Annotated in this window: 23 protein-coding genes; 7 read left to right on the plus strand and 16 right to left on the minus strand. The window is 45.0% G+C overall.

What is annotated here, in order from left to right; translation table 11 throughout:
• Positions 1-379: 379 nt before the first annotated feature.
• The 10 genes from ACWPAB_RS04285 to ACWPAB_RS04330 all read right to left on the minus strand — a co-directional run bounded on the left by ACWPAB_RS04285 (position 380) and on the right by ACWPAB_RS04330 (position 11103).
• Entirely contained in the window at positions 380-1375 is a 996-nt protein-coding gene (locus ACWPAB_RS04285; RefSeq protein ID WP_003577615.1) for an ornithine cyclodeaminase family protein, read from the minus strand.
• Between the two features lie 39 nt (positions 1376-1414).
• The gene (locus tag ACWPAB_RS04290) at positions 1415-2284 is read right to left on the minus strand and encodes a sulfite exporter TauE/SafE family protein (protein WP_003563257.1); all 870 of its coding nucleotides are present in this window, start codon (positions 2282-2284) and stop codon (positions 1415-1417) included.
• A complete protein-coding gene (locus ACWPAB_RS04295) occupies positions 2277-3107 on the minus strand; it encodes a TrmB family transcriptional regulator (protein ID WP_003563255.1) in 831 nt (276 codons plus the stop codon). The genes ACWPAB_RS04290 and ACWPAB_RS04295 overlap by 8 nt, the downstream gene beginning before the upstream one ends.
• Before the next feature lie 286 nt (positions 3108-3393).
• Positions 3394-4035 carry an AAA family ATPase gene (locus ACWPAB_RS04300; protein WP_003577611.1) on the minus strand — a complete coding sequence of 214 codons (642 nt, stop codon included), beginning with the start codon at positions 4033-4035 and terminating at the stop codon, positions 3394-3396.
• Positions 4036-4148: 113 nt separating this feature from the next.
• Complete coding sequence (locus ACWPAB_RS04305; RefSeq protein WP_003563251.1) at positions 4149-5009, minus strand: class II fructose-bisphosphate aldolase; 861 nt, start codon at positions 5007-5009, stop codon at positions 4149-4151.
• Between the two features lie 21 nt (positions 5010-5030).
• A complete protein-coding gene (locus tag ACWPAB_RS04310) occupies positions 5031-5453 on the minus strand; it encodes a hypothetical protein (RefSeq protein WP_003563248.1) in 423 nt (140 codons plus the stop codon).
• Between the two features lie 16 nt (positions 5454-5469).
• Entirely contained in the window at positions 5470-6756 is a 1287-nt protein-coding gene (locus tag ACWPAB_RS04315) for a PTS sugar transporter subunit IIC (protein WP_016381749.1), read from the minus strand.
• A 141-nt stretch (positions 6757-6897) separates the two neighbouring features.
• A complete protein-coding gene (locus ACWPAB_RS04320) occupies positions 6898-7209 on the minus strand; it encodes a PTS sugar transporter subunit IIB (RefSeq protein WP_003563244.1) in 312 nt (103 codons plus the stop codon).
• Positions 7210-9306 (minus strand): BglG family transcription antiterminator, encoded by a 2097-nt coding sequence (locus tag ACWPAB_RS04325; RefSeq protein WP_161515583.1) that lies wholly within the window; start codon positions 9304-9306, stop codon positions 7210-7212.
• Positions 9307-9576: 270 nt separating this feature from the next.
• A complete protein-coding gene (locus tag ACWPAB_RS04330; protein ID WP_003604280.1) occupies positions 9577-11103 on the minus strand; it encodes a flavocytochrome c in 1527 nt (508 codons plus the stop codon).
• 602 nt (positions 11104-11705) lie between these two features.
• On the opposite strand from ACWPAB_RS04330, the gene ACWPAB_RS04335 reads away from it, so the two are divergent.
• From ACWPAB_RS04335 to ACWPAB_RS04360, 6 genes are read left to right on the plus strand one after another with little or no spacing between them, the layout of a single operon-like run.
• A complete protein-coding gene (locus tag ACWPAB_RS04335) occupies positions 11706-12494 on the plus strand; it encodes a hypothetical protein (RefSeq protein ID WP_003577590.1) in 789 nt (262 codons plus the stop codon).
• Positions 12484-13164: a hypothetical protein gene (locus ACWPAB_RS04340; RefSeq protein WP_003577587.1), complete on the plus strand. Its 681-nt coding sequence runs from the start codon at positions 12484-12486 to the stop codon at positions 13162-13164. Before ACWPAB_RS04335 ends, ACWPAB_RS04340 begins: the two co-directional genes overlap by 11 nt.
• Positions 13164-13889 (plus strand): hypothetical protein, encoded by a 726-nt coding sequence (locus tag ACWPAB_RS04345; RefSeq protein ID WP_016381751.1) that lies wholly within the window; start codon positions 13164-13166, stop codon positions 13887-13889. The genes ACWPAB_RS04340 and ACWPAB_RS04345 overlap by 1 nt, the downstream gene beginning before the upstream one ends.
• Positions 13890-13902: 13 nt before the next feature.
• Complete coding sequence (locus ACWPAB_RS04350) at positions 13903-14538, plus strand: ATP-binding cassette domain-containing protein (RefSeq protein ID WP_016381752.1); 636 nt, start codon at positions 13903-13905, stop codon at positions 14536-14538.
• Positions 14504-15052, plus strand: coding sequence for a hypothetical protein (locus ACWPAB_RS04355; protein ID WP_016381753.1), 549 nt, complete (start codon positions 14504-14506; stop codon positions 15050-15052). Before ACWPAB_RS04350 ends, ACWPAB_RS04355 begins: the two co-directional genes overlap by 35 nt.
• A gap of 31 nt (positions 15053-15083) precedes the next feature.
• Positions 15084-15473 carry a YxeA family protein gene (locus ACWPAB_RS04360; RefSeq protein WP_003577579.1) on the plus strand — a complete coding sequence of 130 codons (390 nt, stop codon included), beginning with the start codon at positions 15084-15086 and terminating at the stop codon, positions 15471-15473.
• 82 nt (positions 15474-15555) lie between these two features.
• Here ACWPAB_RS04360 and ACWPAB_RS04365 read toward each other — a convergent pair whose 3' ends face one another.
• The 6 genes from ACWPAB_RS04365 to ACWPAB_RS04390 form a co-directional block, all read right to left on the minus strand.
• Positions 15556-16242: a rhomboid family intramembrane serine protease gene (locus ACWPAB_RS04365; RefSeq protein WP_003577577.1), complete on the minus strand. Its 687-nt coding sequence runs from the start codon at positions 16240-16242 to the stop codon at positions 15556-15558.
• A 63-nt stretch (positions 16243-16305) separates the two neighbouring features.
• Positions 16306-16995 (minus strand): rhomboid family intramembrane serine protease, encoded by a 690-nt coding sequence (locus ACWPAB_RS04370; RefSeq protein WP_003577575.1) that lies wholly within the window; start codon positions 16993-16995, stop codon positions 16306-16308.
• A gap of 814 nt (positions 16996-17809) precedes the next feature.
• Positions 17810-18025: a hypothetical protein gene (locus ACWPAB_RS04375; RefSeq protein WP_003573429.1), complete on the minus strand. Its 216-nt coding sequence runs from the start codon at positions 18023-18025 to the stop codon at positions 17810-17812.
• Between the two features lie 12 nt (positions 18026-18037).
• Positions 18038-18601: a hypothetical protein gene (locus ACWPAB_RS04380; RefSeq protein WP_003577573.1), complete on the minus strand. Its 564-nt coding sequence runs from the start codon at positions 18599-18601 to the stop codon at positions 18038-18040.
• Positions 18598-19032, minus strand: coding sequence for a MarR family winged helix-turn-helix transcriptional regulator (locus tag ACWPAB_RS04385; RefSeq protein WP_003577571.1), 435 nt, complete (start codon positions 19030-19032; stop codon positions 18598-18600). Before ACWPAB_RS04385 ends, ACWPAB_RS04380 begins: the two co-directional genes overlap by 4 nt.
• Positions 19013-20395: an MFS transporter gene (locus tag ACWPAB_RS04390; protein WP_003577569.1), complete on the minus strand. Its 1383-nt coding sequence runs from the start codon at positions 20393-20395 to the stop codon at positions 19013-19015. Before ACWPAB_RS04390 ends, ACWPAB_RS04385 begins: the two co-directional genes overlap by 20 nt.
• 174 nt (positions 20396-20569) lie before the next feature.
• Here ACWPAB_RS04390 and pbp4 point away from each other — a divergent pair, with 174 nt between their 5' ends.
• Complete coding sequence (gene pbp4 / locus ACWPAB_RS04395) at positions 20570-22561, plus strand: penicillin-binding protein PBP4(5) (protein WP_003577567.1); 1992 nt, start codon at positions 20570-20572, stop codon at positions 22559-22561.
• Positions 22562-22567: the final 6 nt, after the last annotated feature.

A 22567-nucleotide genomic window follows, 5' to 3' on the forward strand; every position in this document is an offset into this window, starting at 1 on the left:
ACTATTAATTCTATTTATATACATCAAAGCTATTTATTAACATTAATGCTATCTGTAGGAATTGAACTCTGGCAGGATCACCTGTATCATGCACATCGTTCTCAAAGTGTTCCATATCCCCCGCAGTACCTACTATGACTGGTTAAGGTGCAACGATTAATGCCAAGAAAGGATCAAATAACTAACGCCGTTAATGCGCTTTGCGGGACAGCTTTAAGTGACCTTTGAAGACCCTATGTCTCACGTGATAAATCTCCTGCAACTTAAGAAAGGCGTCTTGATTAAGAATTTTCACTCTCAATCAAGACGCCTTTTACGTAGTCTCTATTCAGCTTTGCAGTTTTAAATAATGCCGACCAACATTTAATCCTTCAGGCTACTACAGATCAATCGTAGTCCCTTTGTCTGCTTTCACCGCCGCTTGTAAAATTTTTTCAGCAACAACGACATCTAAAACGGCGGTGCCAACGGCCTTGAACAATGTGATTTGGTCATGGCTATCTCGGCCTTTAATATCGCCATTAATAAGTTGTCCTAACTCACCTGAATACTGATCTTTTGAAACCAGCCCATTCTTCAGTGGACTGATCATATCTCCCGCTTCGGCTAATACGCCATCCATCGTATCAAAGATAACAATATCTGCCTGTTTAACTAGTTCTGCGGGGATCTCATGCATTTGCGGAGTGTATGCGCCGATACCGTTGATATGTGCTCCCGGTTTAACATCGGCAGCATCAAAAGTCGCCTGTTTTGATGTTGTGACCGATGTGATGATATCAGATGCTCGAATAGCCTTTTGTAAGTCAACTGCTGGGAGAATTTCAACCTTAAATTGCTTACCAAAGCGTCTTGTCATGTCCTGTGCAAACTTTGCAGCACGATCTTTATCAATATCTGAAACGTAAACACGCGTCAATTGACGAACGTTTAGCATGGCCTCTAGTTGTGTTGGTGCCTGACCGCCAGTACCGATGAGCGTTGCCACTTTTGCATCAGGGTTAGCCATCAAATCAGTGGCTGCACCTTGAAGCGCACCTGTTCGAAGCTGAGTAAGGTAAGTACCGTCAATAATTGCTGACACAATACCAGTCTTTGGGTTCAGACTAACCATTGTTGCGGGAACGCTAGGAAGACCCTTATCAATGTTATTAGGGTAAACGGATACGATCTTCACACCTAATGCTGGTTCTTTAACGGCTGCATAACCAGGCATGTAAAGACTTTGGCCATTATCAGGTTTGATATCAATATTCGTTCTCAATGGAACGGTGGCATCACCCTTTGAATAGGCTGCCAGTGCAATCTTATCATCAGCGATTGCATCTTTCATTGAGTAAACTGCTTGAACATCTTTTTTCGTTAAAACGCGCATCATAATCCTCCTATAATTGTTGAACCTGAAACAGCAATGCTATGCTTCTCCCTTTTGACGCAAGGACAATGCCATGCTGATTGCGGAATAAAGTAGCACAATGATAACCAGCCACTGTAACATACTAGTATCTAAGCTTTTAACGAAAAAGACGGCAACTAAGACACCCAGCACACCAAAAGTTGAAGTGAATAATGTGATTTTCCGACTATAATCAGCCAACTTAACGAATTGAATCGAACTCGTTGAAACTGAGAATGTTGCGGCTCCCATCATGATTGGAAAAGCAGCTGATGGATTGAGCCCCATCGCATAAACCGTGGCCATCGTCAAAGCATAGGAACCAATACCGATGTTGTTAAGAGCACCATAAATGAACAGCAGGATTGCAGTTAGCATTAATTTCCAGCCAGATAAGCTCGTTGCTGTTCCGTTAGCAGGAATCCAATTGAACTTACCCGCTAAAATCATTAACGCGGCAATAATCAGACCTGCTGTCACAAACTTCTTAATTGTGTTAGCTGGCAGTTTAACAACAAACCTAGGTCCGATGTAAGCACCAATGACTGCCGCGATGATACATACAGCTAGCGTTTTAATATCGACAGTAATGGCGGTGATGTAAGAAAGTGCCATTGCAGCAACGGGGACAACACATTGCGTGTTTAAGGTGCCTGGCAGTTTCTTAATTGAAACCCATTTAGCCTTAGGGTAAAGTGCCGTGCTGATAGCAAAATCAGAAATGCCAAAAGTTGAAAGTAAGAAAATAATAAATGAGCTAAATGGCAATGCCCATGTCGTTGCAGGTTCCGACATAACCTCTGAACGATGCCGGAGCAAGTCACGGATAAAGTAAAATACAAAGCCTAAATTAATTAGTACGATTAATCCCAATAAGATCTTAATCATGAGCATTCTTCCCTTTTCTATCCATCATATAAATATCTCTGACGCCTTCGAGATCCGGACCAAACGCCTTCTTTGCTGCTGCATCTAAAGTTTCCAGCGTTCTCAGATCATACGCATCGTGAATCACATATTCTTGCGCAATGAAAACAAACGAATGATTTCTCGTATAGATGACATCATCACCTTCATCCCCGAAAGTGCCATAAAGAACCTCAGCACCATCAATGACGGCATTAACCCAACGGCCGCCGAAGTCCAGTAGTTTATCACGTTCAAACCAGTGCGGATATACTCGTGTAAAAGGCATGTGATAGTCATGACGATTACTAAACAGAATGACAACGAAATGATCAAGAATCTTAGAAAGTCGTGTTAGTTCTCCTAAAATGTCCGAACTGATATCTTCTTTCCAGATTTGTAAGTAAAGCGACTTCTCGCAATGCGCCAATAAGTCTGACAGTTTGTCCTGTGTCTGTTTTCTGTTGGGAATTGAATAAATCAGTTCACCATCTTGTTTAGTCTCCACATTCGCTAATCGTGTTTTTATTCGTGCCAACTGGGCAGAAGCTTGGTGTCCGAGTGTTGTCACTAATTCATCAGCAGAGATAACGTTGTAATACGTTGGATCACTCTTGCTTGCCAAAACAATGCCACGTTCCGTCATACGATTCAGAACTTCATAGATTTTTGACCGCGGAATACCTGATCGTTTTGCGATTTCGTACCCGGTACTCGCTGGTAATTGAAGCATCGTGACGTAACACTGACTCTCGTACTTAGAAAAATGAAACTGCTTGAACAAGTCTGTTAGTTCAGGATCCACAATTCATCATCTCCCCTCAGAAATGAAAGTCTCAAAATGGTAGCTACCAACAGTAACTACTATAAGTGAATTTATTCACTAGTCAAGATTATTTTTAAATAAAGTTGAGCCTTTTTTCCCAAAACTCTTGATAAACAGCTTTCTATTTAAACAAGTCTAGCATTCTCTTTTGTGCACTTCGTTACAATTACAAAAATCCCCACAAAAATAACCTTGTTTCCAAAGCTCAGGACAAGGTTATTTGCAAACTATTATTAAAAGTCACAAATCTTGATAACTAATTTCACTATCGGGTTGACAGTTCAACGCCTCTAATCGCTTCTCTCAACGCCTCCACCAACCCCCGATAATCCACTGCCCCATAATCACTCACATCCACCCGAATCAACTGACCTAGCTGAAACGTCTGGTAGCCTCGATCTTGCACGCGATTGCTAAACACTTCAAATGTCGGCATGCCATCAGGCGTTTCGCTGATGTTTTCGAGTGTATCACCGCGATGATAGTGATTCATGAGATGACCAAGATGACGGGGATCGGATAGGTCGCGTTTTCGCTGGCGATCATAGAGTACCTTGATGTCTGCTTCTAATCTGATGGTGATAACCGCATAGTGATGTTTGGCTGCCAATTTTTCGAGCGCTGGTTTTTGCAATCGGCTGAAGGGATAGTCGCCCAGAATCATTTTGTGTTCCTGCATCAGCATGCCAATGCCGCGGTAGTATCGTGCTCTCGCTTCTGCATCGAGGAGTTGCTTTTCCTCAAGATTATCAAAGCCTAACTCATCGTAAAGATGTTCTTTAAAAAGATCGAGCGGCAGGGAGACGAATCCGCTGATTGCTTGCATGATCTTATTTGCAGTATACGTTTTGCCTGTGCCTGGCGCACCTGCTAGCAGGACCAAGATCTGCTTTTGATCGCTCATCATGTCATCCTCTCCTCTAGACGGGCTCCCTAGCTCGGAAGTCTTCGTTTAAGGACCTTGATCGCAATTCATCACAGTCACACGTCGACTTCTAGCCGGGTTACGCTCTTCCCCACTTACGCGTTAATTGGCACTTCGGCATCTTTATTTAAGAACAAACCACTCTTGTGCTTGACGATATCGTAGACAACTTGGTTGCATGGTTCGATGTTGTTCCGCAGCGAGTTGTTGACCTCGGTCTGACCGAACATTTCTTTGGCTTTCCGGGTCCAACCAACTAATAATTCGGTTCCAACATTGAACTTGCGGAAGCCGTTTTCGGTCAAACGATGATAATCAGCTTCGTTCACGCCGGTACCGCCGTGAATGACCATTGGTTTGCTGATTTCTTTGTGCAATTCTTCAATCAAAGGCCAGTTCAATTCGGTCTTTGATTTGAATTGGCCGTGGTGAGTACCAACGCCGACAGCTAGTGCTTCGACATCTACGTTATTCAAGAAGGCAATGGCTTGTTGCGGGTCAGTATACCGGCCTTCCTTGACGGTCACACCTTCTTCAGTCCCACCGATTGTGCCGATTTCGCACTCGACTGAAACACCATGTTCATGTGCATAGTCGGCTACCCGGCGTGCCCGTTCCATGTTTTCCTTATTCGGCAGCGCTGAACCGTCAAACATCACAGAGGAATAGCCAGCATCAATGGCTTCTTTAATGGCATCAAATGACTTAGCGTGATCTAAATGCAGATCAACATCGACTAACAGATCTTGTGCCATGGATTTGCAAACCGCAACAAAGTTCTTCATGCCAACGTATTCAGCCGTCGCAACACTTGTTTGAATGATAATTGGCGATCCTGCATCCTTTGCAGCCGTGATCATTGATGGCACCATTTCCAAGTTGTGCGCATTAAAGGCGCCAACTGTATAATCAAGTGCTTGCGCTTCATCCATCAATTGCTTTAAGTTCTTGTACATAGTAGATTGCCTCCCAGCAGATTAATAACCAAAACCTGACCGCATGACCCGTTTGGACATATCGAGCAATGCATCCGTTTTTGTGACCCATTTTTGAATGTCGTCATCATTTTTCGCTTTTGCCGCTTGTTTTCGCTGCGTCTCGTATAGGTTCAGCAAGGCATTGTATGCATCCCCAAACTCTTCTTTATCTTTGACACTCGCTTCATAAGCTGCGATTGCCTCTAAGTCGTTGCCTAATTTAACCTGAGTAGCGCCTAATTGGTTGTATAGCAGGTGGCGTTTGTCTTTATCATCGGTTATCTGTTCAATTTGAGTCGTCAATGCCGCCACTTTTTTGGTTAGAGCAGCAGCTTCGGTTGTCGAAAGTGATTGATTGACTTCTTTTGGCACCGCGGATGGTTGTTTCTGCGTGTCTTTCTTTTTAAATAAACTGCCAAACATAGTCGTGCCCCTTTCTTTAAACTGCTTTAAGAATCGGCGTTAGGATCCAGGCATACATCAGCATGGCCACGATCGTATCGGAGTCAGTTGCCGAAGCATTCACGAAGCCAAACGAGGTCAAGGCCGTGACTAGCAGCGCTGGCAACAAGGTGATGAACAGGCCGTGGATAATGCCGCCAATGATGGCCCCGCGGCGGCCGCCGACAACGTTTCCGAAGATCCCTGCAGTCCCGCCAGCGAAGAAGTTAGTTAACATCCCCGGCAGAATGACAGCGAGTCCGAAAACAGGCATCAAGAACATGCCAATGACGGTCCCAATGGTTGTCGTAATGAAACCTAAGATGACCGCGTTTGGTGAGAATGGGAACAAGACTGGACAGTCAAGTGCTGGTTTCGCATTTGGTACCAGTTTCATCGCAATACCACGGAAAGCCGGAACGATTTCACCAAGTAAGAGCCGAACACCTGCAAGTAGGACATAGACCCCGACAACAAACTGAATGCCCATCATGAAAGCATTCATGATATAGTTCAGACTCGTGCCGTTACCGGCGTACTTAGGACCTGCAAAAGCCGCGGTGATCATAAACAATGGCACCATCACAACAGCAACAGAGAGATATGTGTCTTGCAAGAATTCCATGTACTTTGGTAACTTGATGTCTTCAATCGAGTGTTTCTTTTCGCCACGTTCACCGAAGATCCAAGCGGCGCCTGCTTCTACCATGTAGCCGATCGTACAAAAGTGTCCTAAAGCAATGGCATCGCCCTTGGTAATCTTACGAACAAAAGGCTGCGCAATGGCTGGCATGGCCACCGCGAAAATTCCCCTGATAACACTACCAACAAGAATGGTCACGACTGAATTGAAGCCAGCTATCTTGCCGCCGACAACCGTCATGGTCGACATCCACAACAGCGCCTGTCCGGTTAGGAAAATATATTTCCATGGCGAGAACCGCGCAATGATAATGTTGACAATGAAAATGCCCAAAAAGGTTAAGGCAATTTCATTTCCCAACCCCAGCGTATTCATGGCTTGACCATTGATCGCCTCAATGCTGGGTACAACCCCTTTTAGGTGAAAACCATGTTGAAAAATCTTTCCGAAATACGTCAGTGCTGTGACAATAATGGCGGACCCTGCTGATAATACTTGAAATCCCAGCAGTGTCTTGAAGGTTCCAGTTAGGACCGCGCCAAAGGACTTGCGTTGTAGAAGCAAGCCCAGCATCGCGATTAACGCAATGGTGATGGCTGCCTGAGTCAGAATATTTTGAATAATAAAGTTAACCACAACCATGATTGATTCCCCCTTTTAAACGCGATCACTGGCGCGGAAACCGCCACATAGGGACCTTGGGTGCAATGGCCAAAGCCCGACCATCACATTCAAGGCCGCTTATACTCCGGTCTCTAACCACGCCAGCTCACGCTCTGTTGTTCAGGCTGATTTTTCCGACAATTCTTTAATAACTGGCACGAGCTTGGCTTCGATTTCGTCTGGATCAACAATGTTGTGCAGAAAGACAAACTTGATGGCTGGATCGAGGTCATATTGTTTGAACTGCGAAGCAAAATTTTCTGCCGAGACAATGATGTCCGTCCGTAAACCTGGTGTTGATGAAATCGCCTCATGTTCAAGGTTTTCATCTAATCCCAAACGGTTCAAAACGTCTTCTGCGGTCATCTGGCAAGCTAAGGAGGATCCTAGGCCGGCACCACAGATGAAGTAAATCGTTAATTTCCTGGTCATTTAAATCGTCTCCTTTGACGTTTTCTCGTTGAATAAAATGTTTTTAAAGGTTTGAATATCTGTTTGTTGCGCCAGCTGATCAACTTTTTGCTGATCATTGATGAGTTGGACAATGGCTTTCATGACATTGAGATGCGAATAATTATCGACCGCGGCCAGACAGAAGATGATCTTCACGGGATCATTGTCTGGATTGCCAAAGTTGATTGGTTTCGCCAACGTTGTGATCGTCACGCCAAGCTTCTTTGTCCCATCCTCTGGCCGTGCATGGGCTAGCGCGATGGCAGGTCCAATGACAATATACGGACCGAATTTCTTAACTGAATCAATCACCGCTTGGATATAATTTTTGGTAATGTAATCCTCGTCAAGCAATGGTTTTGCTGAAATACGGATCGCATCTTCCCAATCATCAGCTTTCTGTTGAAGCTGGATCTGGTGATCGTTGATTAAATCTTTCAACATAGGCTGAACCTCCCTTTCATTAATTTCGACATGGTTCTCCTTGAATGCTGCTTGCAGATCAGCTAATAGTCGTTTATCAACTGTCACCTGATGGGTTTTCAGCACATCCAGAACTGGGCGAAATAGTCTTGTTGGATCTAACGTACGGCCTTCGTACTTAGTTAACGTTGTGTGTTTCTTCAAAAACGCGGCAACTCGGGTCAAATCAACTTCTGAAGGAATGGGATTAACCTTCAAACTCGGGATTTTATCGATTGGCATGTCGACTGTTTTGAAAACTAAGCTGACCGGTAATTTGCGGAGAATGCCAACTTCAGACGTGCTCAAAACGGCAAGAACATCAATGTTAAACCGTTCCTCCAGTTTGGCTGCCAACACTCTGCCCGTCGCCGTGCCGAAGTTGCAGACAACTGCGGCTTGATACTGATAGTCTTGGCGCTGGCGATCCTCAGCTTGTGTCGCTGAGAAATACATCGCCAGAAATGCCTTCTCATCATCAGACATGGTCAGCTGATAGCGTCCCGTCTTGAAGAAACGATCAATCGCGTCATAGATCGGCCCATAGCCTTGCTGGATCGTCTTTCTCAACGGATTAACCACTTTGACGTGCTGTGACAAGCGCTTGAACAAAGCGGTCATATGGTTATATAGCTCTTCGAAAAGCTTTTCGTTTTTAGAAAATGGAAAGCCAATTTCAGTTTCCATATGATCAATGAGCGCAACGCTGAAAATCTGGGCCTTGACCCAGTCGTCAAGATCAATCGCACCGCGACGATTAAAACTGTTGATCAGAAAACCGACATAACCTAACTCGCTGGCGACATCAATTTGTAAGGCATAATGCTGAATGAGTTCATTGAGAAACTTGGCATTTTCCTTATTGAGATCAACGGCAGTTTCATCATCTTTGACATAGTGCCCGCTGCGAACACGGTGTAACCAGATAATGAGTAACACGGTCACTTGCTGGCTGTACATGTCGTTGGCGGCCAAGGCCCCTTTTGGAAAACAACGGCGTAGTAAGTCCCGGATATAGGTCACATCTTGTTTGGTAAAGACTTCCTTCATCTTGTCGACATACATCCCGCTGGCGATTAATTGCTGGGCAATCAAGGTGACCAAAGCATGTTGCCGTGTTAGGACATCCCCAAACATCGTTCGAATTGATCGCTCGTTGCCTTCAATCTGTGCGCCTAACTTTGGGCTGGTCGTGAGTGTTAGATTGTATTTTGCTAGATCAGCCCGCAAGTTGCGGAGATCAGAATCCATTGAGCTTTTACTAATCTGCATCTTTTCTTGTTCATCGACGAGATAAACCGGTTGGGTGGCTTGAAGCAAATCCAATAAGAGATACACAGCACGTTGCTCAGGGGTTAAAGCGCCTTGACTGATGCTGTCAAAATCAAGGACGTCAGACAGCGAATGCCGCTGTTGCGTTGAGATATGATTGTAGGCGACACCTCTTTTGATATCGAATAAGGGTAAGTTTTTCTCCGCCAAAACTTCATTTAAAACCTGAATCTCATTTCGAATCGTCTTTGTCGTGACGTTGAATTGCTTGCCTAAATCAGATAAAGAACTTGCCGAACTGTCCAACAATGTTCGCAGAAGATTCGTCAATCTTTCTCGCATTGCTTTGCCTCCTTACAGCTTCTATACTAAGCAAGCGCTTACATACCGAAAAGTAGAACCTTTTTCCTTAACTTGGGAAACGAAGTACACCTTGCTCATCATTCTTCAAGTTTCGGCCTCGGTAAGTGACAAAAAGCCCCATAACGGCTAGGCTTGCCTGCCTAACAATTATGGAGCATATGAATTTTGGGGGTTGAGCGGACACCGCCATTTTCAGCGCATCAAAAAAGCGATTCTCATCTGACGAGAACCGCCTTTAAGTCATTCAGGTTACTGTTGTGCTTTCACGTAAGCCGCCGCCTGCGTTCCTGCTTGGCGACCAAAGATCACAATGTCGGCGACGGAATTGCCACCGATTCGGTTGTCGCCGTGTAGGCCGCCGGTGACTTCACCGGCTGCGTATAGTGCTGGGATTGGTTGTTGCTTCTTTGTCAGCACCTCAGTCTTGGTGTTGATCTTCACGCCGCCCATGGTGTAATGGATGCCTGGGGCGATTTTGAAAGCATAGTAAGGACCGGTGGTGAGGCCATGGTCCATCCCAGTTGTCCGACCAAACTCGGCATCCTTTTTGTTGGTGACCGCTTCGTTCCAAGTTGAAACCGTCTTGGATAACGTGGCCGCTGGCACCTTCATTTTCTTGGCGAGTTCATCAAGGGTTTTGCCTTCGACACCGAGCTTATCCTTGATATAAAAGTCAATGGCACTCGACCGTTGGCGGACGCCTGTATCAATCACGACCCAAGCATCCTTACCTTTTTGCTTGTTAATGGCAGCGGAAACCTTGTCACGGGTATTCATTTCGTTATAGAACCGCTTCCCGCTTTGGTTAACTAAAATGCCGCCTTCACCGCGAGTCGCTTCCCCAATGAGAATATGCTTGCTTTGGTTAACGGTTGGATGAATTTGGATCTTATTCATGTCGATCGCATAGCCGCCGACTTTCTCGATCATCTTGATGCCATCACCGGTTGCGCCAGCTTGGTTAGTGGTGACGTAATGAGCCAGATCAGGGCGATATTTCTTGATCATTTGCTTACTTGCCCCGAAACCGCCAGTGGTCACAATCACGGCCTTGGCTGCGATTTTTTTCGTCTTGTCTTGATTGATCTTGACGGTGACCCCGCTGATTTTACCATCTGTTTCATTCAACTTGGTAACATCCGAGTTCACAAACAGCGGAATCTTTTCTTTTTTGACTTCTTTCACGAGCCCATCAACGAGATAACCGCCAACCGCTGAACCATCGTGTGGCCGATGCGTGCGCTTGACCGACATCCCACCGGAAATCGTCAGTTTGTCCAGCTTAATCCCAATCGAGTCGAGCCAATCAATGGCGCTGGCTGAGTTGTCGACAAAATAGCGCAGCAGCGCTTTATCATTCGTTCCGCCGCCACCTTTTAGCGTTTCTTCATAGAACTGATCATTGCTGTCCTTAACCCCTTGGGCAGCTTCAACCTTTGTCTGACTGGCATTCATACCGCTAGAGGCTTTCAGCGTATTCCCCCCAGCAACGGGCATTTTTTCAAGAATGACGGGATTCATCCCTTGCTGCTTCGCCTCGATGGCAGCCGTCATCCCGGCACCACCAGCACCGACAATCACGATGTCATACTTGCCCTTCATCGTCTTCGGATCTGTGTAGGCCTGCTGTGAAGCCCCACTAGTGACCTTGCTGCTAGCTACTTTGTTCGCTTTTGAGCTTGACGAACTCGACTTTGAACTCGCCCCGCTACTGCAACCAACCAGCACGACACTCATCAGTGCCAACAGCCCTGCGATTTTAACCCACTTTTTCAAAACATGGTCCCTCCCTTATGTTGTTGTCTACGTGAATAGATTAACAAAGTAGCGAAACCATCTCAACTTAACCTTGAGTTTGATGATATAAACGTTAATCGTTTTGCAAGAAAGCGAGTTTAGAAGCAGGAACGAAGGAAGACAACCGCTACAAACATAATTGCTGCTAGGACAGACAGACCAAGGCCTAACCACGTCCAGCCGCGATGCTTTGCTTTAAGACTACCAGGAATACCGAGATACCAACTAGGAAAAACAACAGCATCAATAGCGAGAAACTCATTTTGATCACCCTTTCACCTAAATTGATTGCTATGATCGTATCAGCTTTTCCTTATTGGTTGAGCGTGGTATGACAATGTTGCCTTAATCTTAACCTTTGACATAAATTCCGCCTTAGGAACACAAGCCGACCATCAATACCCGAAATGATATTTGATTACTCTTTCACCTAGATTGATTGCCACGATCTTATCAAGCTTCCCCCTCATAAAAATAATTAATAACTAATGGTATCTATAAAAATAAGTTGACGTTTAAGGCTTAAAAACTGTATGATCCAATTCATAAGGATGCTATTTAATTTTGAGCGAGGTGTTTTGATGTTGTCATTTTTATCGTTACGGCTACCCAAAAAGCGGCTATGGCTTGCGGTGTCAATTGCATTAGCCATCAGTTGTTTACAGATGACCCAGATATTGAATTTCATTCCTGTGGGCGAATCTCCTTATACCCGCTGGTTATCGATTGATCCTTTTAACTTTACTCCGATCCTTTTCTTCATTTTGTTACCTTTGATTGCCAGTATCCCAGCTGGATCGCTACTAAAAAACGACGCTGACTCCGGTTTATTAGCGAAAGTTAAACTGCATTCTCCTTTTCAAAAAGTGATCCGTTCTTATGTTGGTATAGCTTTTCTTTCCGGTTTCACAATCATCGCAATTGCGTTGCTAATTAATTTATTGTTTTACTTCACAATTTTCCCAAACATTAGGCCAGATAATTTACTGAATAGCAATATTCTTTTAATCAATCAGAATACAATGCTTGTCGGTTTGTACTACGCTCATCCGCTCCTCCATGCTGCTATATCGATCTTATTTGCCAGTCTATGGGGCGGTCTTTTCTCCGTATTTGTCATGGTTACTTCCGTATGGATCAAAAACTCTTTTGTTGCGCTCAGTACCGGACTATGTGTTCAGATCCTAGTTCTAATGCTTAACAGCTTTTTGACGCTCCCTAGTTTGGCGAGTTACTCACCGGCTGATTTCTTGCACGAGTTATCTCCAAACGCGAATATCAACCTCACGGTAACTGGGATAGTGACCTTACTCATGATCATTTACTGCATCAGCCTTGCTCAGATTGGGGAGAAACGTCTTGTATCATAATGTGATCAGACAACAAAACCTGCTAACTACAGCCTTCTTCAGGGTTTATCTAGTTTGCGGTTTTGTTTCGCTGATGATCAGTTTAACTGGTCTCAACAATATGAGTTCAACTGATTTTTCACCCGAAAATCTAATGACGACAATCTTTCCGCGCCATCTCATATTTTGTGGGTTAATACCAACGTATCTATTAGGCTTACTACCTGCGATTCAAATACGTCCACAAGATATTCTGCTATATCAATCACGAAAAATAGTTAGCCTTCAAGTGCTTTATCGCGTTTGCTTCACAATGCTGCCAATGGCCATCATTTGGGGCTTCGCCAATATTCTCGTCCTTTCTGTCAACGGTTATTTGAATTTTTTGGGAGACCTCTGGTTGCCTATTTTGATTCGCGCAGTTTACCTATGGATCGCGGTTTTTCTACTTGGCTTGATCACTGTGATGCTTGCAATCGCAACCAAGAGTAAATTAATTGCATTCTTTATTAGTTTCGGGATCAACAGTCTGTCCTTCACTTTCGTTATTTCGAGGCGACCTTCGTTATTTTTTGATTTTTCCACGCTAGATTCAAACGCTGCCCTGATTTCTAAAGGCATCATCATGCTAGGCATTGCGCTTTTAATGGTTCCCTTAATGACGTTCATCGTCAACAGGAGGGATATATGATGTGGCGATTGTTTAACAACCAATTTCTATTTTTCTGGCATATTATTCGGACACGCTTTCTTTTCTGGCTCATCTTTATAAGTTTGATTATTTTGAGCACGCGAATTGCCGGAAATCCCCATCTAACTGTCTTCTCACTATTTTTTGATGGCGTCAGTTACGCCACCGTTGAAACCCACCGCGTCACGCTGCCCATATTATGGTTTGCTTACTTCTTTGTCCCGCTGTTAATTCTCCTTAATAGTTTTCAACAACTTTGGCGAACTCGAACGCTGCACTTACGGGGACTTCAAATTTCCCCCAGAAGATTTTCTGAGGTCAATTTGCTACTAATAGCCCTCGTCACAACCGTCTATGATGTCCTATTGATAATTGTCATGCTCATCACTGCTATGACTGCCCATTCTGCAGAGCTTCACGTTGGAAATTGGAATGGCGCATTAGCGGTTGGCGGTCTCTTTTGTATCACGTGGCTGGGCGTCTTCTTACTCTTGTTGCTTCAGGCTATTGGCAATCGTTTTAACCCACCGTTGGCTTTAATCATTCCTGCCAGCACTCTCATCATGACTGCGTATACAGCATTTCGGCGCAATCCAGTGAGCTATCTCATGCTCACTCGCATCACAGAGACAAGTACTTGGTATCCCATTCTTATTTTGCTTAGTATCAATATTTTGACGGGACTAGGTTACTTAATCATCGAACGTAGCCTCAACTTAAACTGAAGGAGAATTTTTTATGGCTTTTATCGAACTACATCAAGTCAGTAAAATCATTAAACATCGTGAGCTCTTACATCAGGTGAACGCTGAGATTGAGCGTGGCAGCATTACAACCCTTGAAGGTATTAATGGTTCTGGAAAGACGTTAATTTTAAAAGCGTTACTTGGACTCATGACGGTGACGGGTGATGTATCCGTTGCCGGAAAATCCGTCAACGTTCAAGAAGCCTATCCCATCAAGGCTGGTATCTTAATTGAAAATCCTAGTCTCATTGATGACTTTAGCGCTTATAAGAACTTAGAGCTATTAGCCAGATTGGATACGACTTTACAGCCAAAGCAGATTCATAACCTACTAGATTATTTTGAACTCACGAGGTTTCCAGAACAAAAAGTTCGCAAGTTTTCATTAGGTATGAAACAAAAGCTGGGAATCGCTGAAGCTTTTTTAGGCGGCTATCCACTCATTATCTTGGATGAACCCACAAATGCCCTGGATCATAACAGCATCATTAAATTGATTCAACTGATTCAGGCCTACAATGCGAACGGATCAACTTTCATCATCGCCTCGCATGATCATGACTTTGTCGAACAAGTGGCAACCCATAAGCTATTTGTCAAAGAAGGGACGATTAGTCAAGAAATCTAAAACCAAAATCTGGGTTATCATTATCGGTTTAATTGCTTTGATTGGTATTGGTGGTGCATTTCGGTACCACCAAGTCAACGCAAATACTAAACAAAAAGGGGTCACTCATGAAGTCTTCATTAAAGAAGGTCAACTCGTTCATGCCAAAAATGTTGATTTTACGGTAAATAAAGCGCGTGTCCTGAAAAACAAAGACCAAGTCACCGTCCCCGTCACAATTTCCATCCAACAAAAAGGATCCGCAAACTACGGTCAAAAAAAGAATAACTTTAATTACTTGGAAAACGTGTGGTTGAATATTCCTTATGGCATCAGCAATCAAACTGATACTATCTTTGACAAAAACAACAAGCGGATTGCGCATGCAGAAAATCTTTTGGCAGCAGAGCAACCGGTCACGATGCATTTTTCAACAAACCGAGCCAACTATGACCAGCGCGATCAAAAAATGAGATTCAGTTTTCTGGTGCCTTCATCAGATCATTACGTTAAATACTCACTGCTGCTAGAATGATTTTGGCGGCTACTTTTAAAGCAGAAGGGAAATGCTTAGCGTGAAAAAGCTAACTACCAAAACAGTGGAGAACCTCTATAAAGTCGGATTTATAAGTGCTTTGCTCATTGTTGTTGGGCTGACTTTATGGTGGACTTCATACAGAGATGGCGGCACCACATACTACATCAAAGTTAACCGGCCACTTAGTAAATTCTCCGTGACCGTTCCGGTTAATTTGCAACAAAAATGCTATCGCTATCGGGCAACGGCGAAAGATGCCACTGGCCGAGAGAAGGTCCTTGCGTTTAAAACCGACGAATATGATCCTGGCCCCTTCCCCAAAGGACAACTGCTGCGACTCACGTATAACGTTCACTATGGTGTGACACATTATGAGAGAGTCTCGATCGAACAGGTGCCGCGCAAAGCCAGGCATTAAATTGGGCTGTTTTCGCTCATTAATTTTGATCCGAATTATCAAACTCAAATAGCGGCATATTCGTCTTCATCAGCGTGATCAATCATTTTGATCGACTTGAAAAAGACACCATCTTCTCCCGATTCCTTATTACCAAGATGACAAATACACAGAAAAGACCAGCTAGAAAGCCGCATGAATGCGCAACCTGAACAAGTTTTTCAATATCTGACATGTCTGGATTCGGCCAATATCCCACTGTGACGTAATAAAGAGTCGATGTAAACGCAACAATCTTCGTCATAAAGGAAAATGTGGGTTTTTCGATTAAAAATGCCAATATAGCTAGTGGAAATAAGGCGTAGGCTGACAATGACACACCGTAAAAAGACTCAATATAGGTGCCTATTCCAAACACTGATTGAATGAACCCTCCGAACCCGAAGCAGAACAGCAAGACACCAAGCCAACTAGAAACAAAAAAACTAATGACGAATGGCGCACTGCCAATTTTCCACTCAATAAATGGCCCAAGCACCATCACTGCAAGCATATTCTTCATTAAGTGCGGCCATTCATAGTGGTAAACTGTGCTCGTTACAATTCGCCAAAGTTCCCCTCTTAAAATTGAAGGTATGCTCCCGACAAAGTTAGCTGATGGAATTAAAAGAACATTCGTTAAAAACGAAAACAAAAGATAACAAACTATCAATATGCAGCAGATAAGGAATGTTCCTCTAGCATTCAAAAATACGGATAAAAGATTGGGTCTTCTCAACTTTAACAACATAAAATTCACCCGTTTTCTTTTCATTAGCATCATTAGCACCAAATTTTCTTAAGTCTTATAAGATCAGTTGCTCGGTTTGGCAGAAAAGAAAGAAACTTTCTTCCAATTTCTTAGCGCCACGACTATAAGGGCACAGAAAAGGCCGGAAAGAACACCGCATAATTGACTAATCTGTACAATGACTGCAGGCTCTGGTGTATCTGAATTCGGCCAAAACCCCACTGTAAAGTACAACAAAAGACCGCCAACTAAAACGCACTTTGCCAACAAAGAAAAGGCAGGTTTCTTTATCAAGAACGCCAATACTGCCAGTGGAAATAAAGCATAGACTGACAGTGTTCCGCCATAAAAAGCATAAACGTAGGTGTTTATGCCAACTGTTGACCGAATGATACCGCCAAGTCCAAAGCAAAATAACAAGATGCCGATCCAACTAGAAGCAAAAAAGCTCATAACAAGCGCAGGACTGCCAATTTTCCATTCTATAAACGGGCAAAGAGCCAAAACTATAAGAACCGTCTTAATTAAAGGCGTCCATTCAGAAAAGTACACAGTACTCGTTATAACGCGCCAGAGTTCTCCTTTTAAAATTGAAGCCACATCCCCTAAAAGGTCGTTCGTGGGAATTAAAAACGTATTTGTCAAAGTTGAAAATAGTAAATAGCAGAAGAGCAATAGACAGCATATCAGAAGCGTCCCTTTGGCAGCCAAAATTATCGTGACAAAATTCGAGTCTCTCAGCTTTTGCAACATAAAAGTCACCCATTTTCTCTTTCAAGTCAAACCTACGAAGTTGCAAACATATTGGCTCATTGATAAGTATTCAAAAAGGCGGATTTGCTCAGATCCGCCTTTTCTTAAGCTCATAGACCTAGGTTTCATTCGATTGTTGCTTTAACTATCCAATCCAAAAACTAGTTTGTGCCCAATGCGGACCGGCGAACCGGTATTGATAAGCATCACCATCATACGGAGTTGTTTGTGGTCCCGGAAGATCACTTCATGTGAAGGAACCACCACCATCTTGGGGATATAAGAACCCGCCAGATGTGTTCTAAAATTCATTGCTTATGAGAATGGCGCTGTCTAGCAGGCTGTTCCTGCTAATCTTTTCAATAGTCCATCCTCCTCGTTTTTGTGAAAACGGTGGCAATCAGATAATATAGTCATGAGCTTAGCGCTAATGTACTTTATCTATGGAGGAAAGTCAAGAAAAACAGATATTATTTATTATAACGAACTGTAAAATTTAAAAAATGATATAGGAATATTGTTTAAAGAATGGCATTCAATCAAATCCGATTTATTTTCTCGAAATATCTAATAAGACTAAACGGTTTGTGACACTAGCTCTCTTGCCTGAAGAGGTTGCTGCAAATCTTTAATCACCACACACATTCTAAGATCCGGAAACTGATTGACAAAAAGAGGTTCTCAAATTGATCTCCCAGATGCCAAAAAACGCACCAAGGTCTGGCTGCTATGCCAAGCCTTGGTGCGCTGCATGTTTTTCTGCAAAACCGAATGTTCAAGTTACCCTTTCAAACCATCTTCTCATTTCAAAGCACTATGATTCATCGTCAAATCGTGCTAACTGACGCTCCAGTTTCTCAATTTCGCCTTCAGTTTCTTCCAGCGCCCCCATGACTTCTTCCAATGTCAAACCTTCGGAACTATAGCCCTTGTACTTGGCACTAATATAATCTTCGTCTGCTAGGCGCCGTGCACGTTCACGCAAGTCGCCCAGTTGCGTCACAAGCGTATCGAAATCTGCTTTTGCCATTCGGTCACCTCTTTACGCTAAGGCATCAGGTGCTGCTAATTGTGGGATCTTGCCTTGTCGCGCCAAAACCCAATTGTCATAGTTCCACATTTCGGTTGCCCGTCGATTTCTGAAGTAATCCCAAAACGACTCGCGCTCAATTTCAATAATCTGGTTGTCGGGCCCGATGGTGACCCAGTTATAGGAACCGTTGCGATGGGCAAACTTGATCCAGTAAACTGGCGCGCTAACCTGCATCCCGTTATCTTCATAATGGCGTTCTTGCTGCTCGGTTCGCATGTAGCTTAAACCATCTGCATAATTTGGGTCTAACTGATTGAATAACGTGACTGCCTGCCGTAATGCTTTATCAGCTGACGGCAGTTTCCCGCCATTTTTGAAGGTGCTAGCATTAAAACTGATCAAGTTGCCGTTTCTATCAGTCACAAGTGTCAGATGCTTGTTGTTCGGCGTCACTTCATCAACGTTTTGATAGCGGTCTACCGTCACTTGCACTTTATTTCGCTTGCGGACGTCTGTTTGAACCACGTGATAGTCTTCGGGAATTGGCAATAAAGCCAGCATATCGTTTTTCAAAATTCCGACCCCTTTTCAGTTTCGTTAAGCACATCAAGCATCCTGGCAAATTCAATTTTGTTAGCTTCAGACAGTTTTGCTGTCAAAGTGGCTTCATAATCGGCCACAATTTGCGTCACCATTGGGATCAGGCGCCGGCCTTTTGGCGTGAGGCTGATAATCCAAGCACGTTTGTCCTCGTCGGATCGGCGTTTTGCGACGAGTCCCAACGCAATCAGCTGGGCCAATCGTCGTGTGACGTTGCTGGGATTAAGGTGAATCGTTTTGAAAAGTGTTTCCTGCCGCATTTCATCGACTTTGCCAAGCTTCAAGATAAAGTAATAGTTACTCGCACTGAGCGTGGTTGGCGCTAACGCAACATCCAAGTCGTGTTGAATGTGGCGCGCTAGGATATTGACTCTTGAGAGCAATTCATCCGGTTCTTTTGGCATTTTCTACCTTCTTTCGTAACAACATGACGGCGATGAAAAACAGAGCAGCTGCGAGCATGAAGCTGACACCCTGCGCAACGAATAGAGCTTGCGGAGCGGCGTGGACGGCGGTGGTGTGCGGGCTGACGATCCCGAGGATTTGATAGAACACCAAACCAGCAATGGCGCTACCGATACTCATCCCCAACTGCCTAGCAAGTGAAGTGGCCGCGCCAACCTGACCGCGCATGGTCGCATCGACACTTTGCATCAACACGACACTATTAGGATTCGTGAACAGCGCTGTGCCAACCGCAAACGCGACTGACACGATAACAAATGGCCAAGTTGTCGTTTGATGAGGCAGCAAGGCAAAGACCACATTCGTCAAAACCAGCATCAGCAAGCCGATTCGCATGAGTCGCTGGCGATCAAAGCGGTCACTAAGCACCCCAGCCACTGGATTGGCAGCCAACGAAACAAGTGGCGTCAGCATCAACAAATAGCCTGACAAGGCCACTGGCAAGCGTAGCATCAACTGTAGATAAATCGGTGCGAGCAGCGTAAAAAAATAAGCCGCAACATAGTTCAAAAACGAAGCCGCTAAATTCCGCGAAAAGCGCTGATTGCTAAACAACCGGGTATCAAGCATTGCTTGTTTCGTCTGCCGCTCATGACGCCAAAACCAATAGGCGCAACTGCCAATCAAAATGACCAGAATTCCGGTGAACAACGGTTGCTTGTTGATCTGGATGAGCAACAACAACCCGCCAATCACAATCAATTGCAGAAAGCCGCGGCCATCCACGCTTTTTTCCCCAGAGAATGCATGTGTCCGCGGAAAAACCGCCCATTCGACTAACAAACACACGACACCAATCGGCAAGTTCACCCAGAAAATATAGCCCCACGGCAACTGACTCAGGATCAGGCCACCGATGCCAGGGCCAGCCAATGCGCCGGCTGAAATGAAGATCGATTCAATGCCCAGCGCACGGCCCAAAATGGCGGGTGGGAAAACGTCCGCAACAATCGCATAACTCGTGGCCATGGTCATACTAGCACCCACTGCCTGCACTACTCGGGCGGCCAATATCAACTGAAAGTTAACGCCAAAACCAGCCAACCCAGAGCCAATCAGAAACAGATAGGTGCCCCAGATGAACAGCCGCGTTCGGCCATATTGATCAGCCAACTGACCAAAGAACAACAGGCAAACGCTGATCGTGGTGAGATAAACCGTCAGCAACAAGTTCACCTGACTCGGACTCACCGCCAAAGCCGAGGCGATGGTCGGTACCGCAACGACAACAATGGTGCCATCAATAATCACCATAAAGAAGAATAAACCAAGTGTGATGAGTATGAGCCAGCGTTTGATCAATCACTCACCTCCCTGTGAAGTATTATAGGCTGTTTTATTTGCTTGCGCAAGCAAATTTACTGATCTTTAACGCCAACCTTTCAACCAATTTAACTCATCACCATTTCTTCACAATACTCGAACGAGTAGAATGACCATATACACGGAGTAAAATCAGGAAATGGGGAAACTATCATGAAGAAATCGACCCTCACCATTATTGGCGGTGTGGCCGCGGCGATTGTGATCATTGCTGGCGGATTTGGCCTTTATCATTGGTATCAAGGCAAAACCGAAGCTGACGCGGTTCAGGCCACTGCGCAAACTTATACGCAGGCGTTTGCTAAGCGCCAATATGACAAAGCAGTTAAACAAGTTGATACCAGCCACTTGACTGGACCTGGTTGGCATTATACGGCCAAAACTTTGGCGGCGCGCAATCAGGCAGTTTTTGATCGGGTTGGCGCCAGTGATATCAAGATTACTAACGTGAAAACCAAGAAGTACGACAGCAAAACCTACGAGCTGACGTTTACAGCCAACATGAACACCAAAATCGGCAAGCTGAGTGCGCAACACTACGAAGCGCCGATTGTTAAAGTCGGCGATAACTGGCGAATACAGTGGTCGCCACGTCTGCTTTTCCCGTCAATGGATGGCAAAGACACGGTGCAGATTGACCTGATTGCGGCCACCCGTGGCCAGATTTATGACCGCAATAACCAGTTGCTGGCAAAAAATGGCGATGTGACCCAAGCTGGGCTGGTTCCCGGTAAGCTCGGAACCGGTGCCGATCGCACAGCCAACTTAGAGAAAATTGCTGCCGCGTGGGACGTCAAGGTCACTAGTCTTGAAACCTTGTTAAAGCAATCTTGGGTCACAGATGATACCTTCGTGCCTGTCAAAATCGTCACTGATTCACCAGTCATGACAGGCGCGGCCTATCAGACGATCGGCTCGCGCACCTATCCCCTTGGCGAAGCCGCGGCCCAGCTCATTGGCTACGTCGGTACCGCGACGGCTGATGACATTCGCAAAGATCCGACGCTAACAGCTAATAGCAAAATTGGCAAAACTGGGTTGGAACAAATTTACGACAAACAACTGCGCGGCACAGACGGTGGTCAGATTTCAATTCAAAACGGCGACAACATTCACCCGCTTTTAACTAAAAAGGCCGTTAATGGTAAAAGCCTGAAGCTAACCATTGATGCCAACCAGCAAAAGACGGCCTACACCCAACTTGCTGGCAAGGCTGGTAGTGTTGTGACGATGAATCCGACCAATGGCGAACTACTGACTTTAGCAAGCTCGCCAAGTTATGATCCAAACGCCTTTGTCAACGGGATCAGCCAGACAGACTATGATAAGTATGCCAACAACACCTCGTTACCATTCCTCAGCCGTTTCGCGCAACGCTATGCGCCCGGTTCAACATTTAAGATGCTGACGGCAGCGATTGCCCTTCAGAATAAGACGATCACCCCGGACACCACCAAGTCCATCTCCGGTCTCAAGTGGCAAAAAGACAGCTCCTGGGGTGACTACAAGGTAACACGCACAGTCGATGCCGCCTCTGAAAACATGACGCAGGCTTTGGTCAATTCCGATAACATCTGGTTCGCCCAAGTAGCACTGAAAATGGGCGCCTCCGCTTACCTCAAAGGCCTCGCACCGCTTTTCAAAACCCAGGCCGACTTACCGCTGACCATGAAAAAAGCCCAGATTTCAAACTCTGGTAAGCTCGCTTCCGAAACCCTTTTGGCCGATACCGCCTATGGTCAAGGGCAACTCCTCTTGTCGCCAATTGAACAAGCCGCGATGTACAGCACGATTGCCAATGGCGGCACCATGCAGCAACCGACCCTCATTCAAGGCACGAAAGGCAAACGAACCAACAGTGTCTTGCAGGCCAACGCAGCTAATACGGTTAAAACGGCGCTAACCCACGTGGTTTCTGATCAAGCCGGCACCGCCCACAATCTCGCAATTGACGGCCACACCATCGCTGCTAAAACCGGCACGGCCGAACTCAAGCAAAAGCAAGACACTGACGGCAAAGAAAATGGCTTTTTAGTCGCCATGGATGCCGATAAGAACACCTATCTCACGGTAGCTTTGATTGAAGGTACCGGCAGCGACGATGTGGTGACAGCGATGAAGCCTTATGTTGCTAGTCTTTATTAGGTTTGA

Source organism: Lacticaseibacillus sp. 30 (genome assembly GCF_053819265.1).

Excerpts from the sequence above, each read along its gene's own strand:
- ACWPAB_RS04345 (WP_016381751.1), top strand. The coding sequence starts at position 13,164 with ATGTGGCGATTGTTTAACAACCAATTTCTATTTTTCTGGCATATTATT.
- ACWPAB_RS04325 (WP_161515583.1), bottom strand. The coding sequence starts at position 9,306 with ATGCGAGAAAGATTGACGAATCTTCTGCGAACATTGTTGGACAGTTCG.
- ACWPAB_RS04335 (WP_003577590.1), top strand. The coding sequence starts at position 11,706 with ATGTTGTCATTTTTATCGTTACGGCTACCCAAAAAGCGGCTATGGCTT.
- ACWPAB_RS04350 (WP_016381752.1), top strand. The coding sequence starts at position 13,903 with ATGGCTTTTATCGAACTACATCAAGTCAGTAAAATCATTAAACATCGT.
- ACWPAB_RS04320 (WP_003563244.1), bottom strand. The coding sequence starts at position 7,209 with ATGACCAGGAAATTAACGATTTACTTCATCTGTGGTGCCGGCCTAGGA.
- ACWPAB_RS04375 (WP_003573429.1), bottom strand. The coding sequence starts at position 18,025 with ATGGCAAAAGCAGATTTCGATACGCTTGTGACGCAACTGGGCGACTTG.
- ACWPAB_RS04290 (WP_003563257.1), bottom strand. The coding sequence starts at position 2,284 with ATGATTAAGATCTTATTGGGATTAATCGTACTAATTAATTTAGGCTTT.
- ACWPAB_RS04370 (WP_003577575.1), bottom strand. The coding sequence starts at position 16,995 with ATGTTGCAAAAGCTGAGAGACTCGAATTTTGTCACGATAATTTTGGCT.
- pbp4 (WP_003577567.1), top strand. The coding sequence starts at position 20,570 with ATGAAGAAATCGACCCTCACCATTATTGGCGGTGTGGCCGCGGCGATT.
- ACWPAB_RS04300 (WP_003577611.1), bottom strand. The coding sequence starts at position 4,035 with ATGATGAGCGATCAAAAGCAGATCTTGGTCCTGCTAGCAGGTGCGCCA.
- ACWPAB_RS04360 (WP_003577579.1), top strand. The coding sequence starts at position 15,084 with ATGCTTAGCGTGAAAAAGCTAACTACCAAAACAGTGGAGAACCTCTAT.
- ACWPAB_RS04365 (WP_003577577.1), bottom strand. The coding sequence starts at position 16,242 with ATGTTGTTAAAGTTGAGAAGACCCAATCTTTTATCCGTATTTTTGAAT.
- ACWPAB_RS04305 (WP_003563251.1), bottom strand. The coding sequence starts at position 5,009 with ATGTACAAGAACTTAAAGCAATTGATGGATGAAGCGCAAGCACTTGAT.
- ACWPAB_RS04310 (WP_003563248.1), bottom strand. The coding sequence starts at position 5,453 with ATGTTTGGCAGTTTATTTAAAAAGAAAGACACGCAGAAACAACCATCC.
- ACWPAB_RS04315 (WP_016381749.1), bottom strand. The coding sequence starts at position 6,756 with ATGGTTGTGGTTAACTTTATTATTCAAAATATTCTGACTCAGGCAGCC.
- ACWPAB_RS04385 (WP_003577571.1), bottom strand. The coding sequence starts at position 19,032 with ATGCCAAAAGAACCGGATGAATTGCTCTCAAGAGTCAATATCCTAGCG.
- ACWPAB_RS04285 (WP_003577615.1), bottom strand. The coding sequence starts at position 1,375 with ATGCGCGTTTTAACGAAAAAAGATGTTCAAGCAGTTTACTCAATGAAA.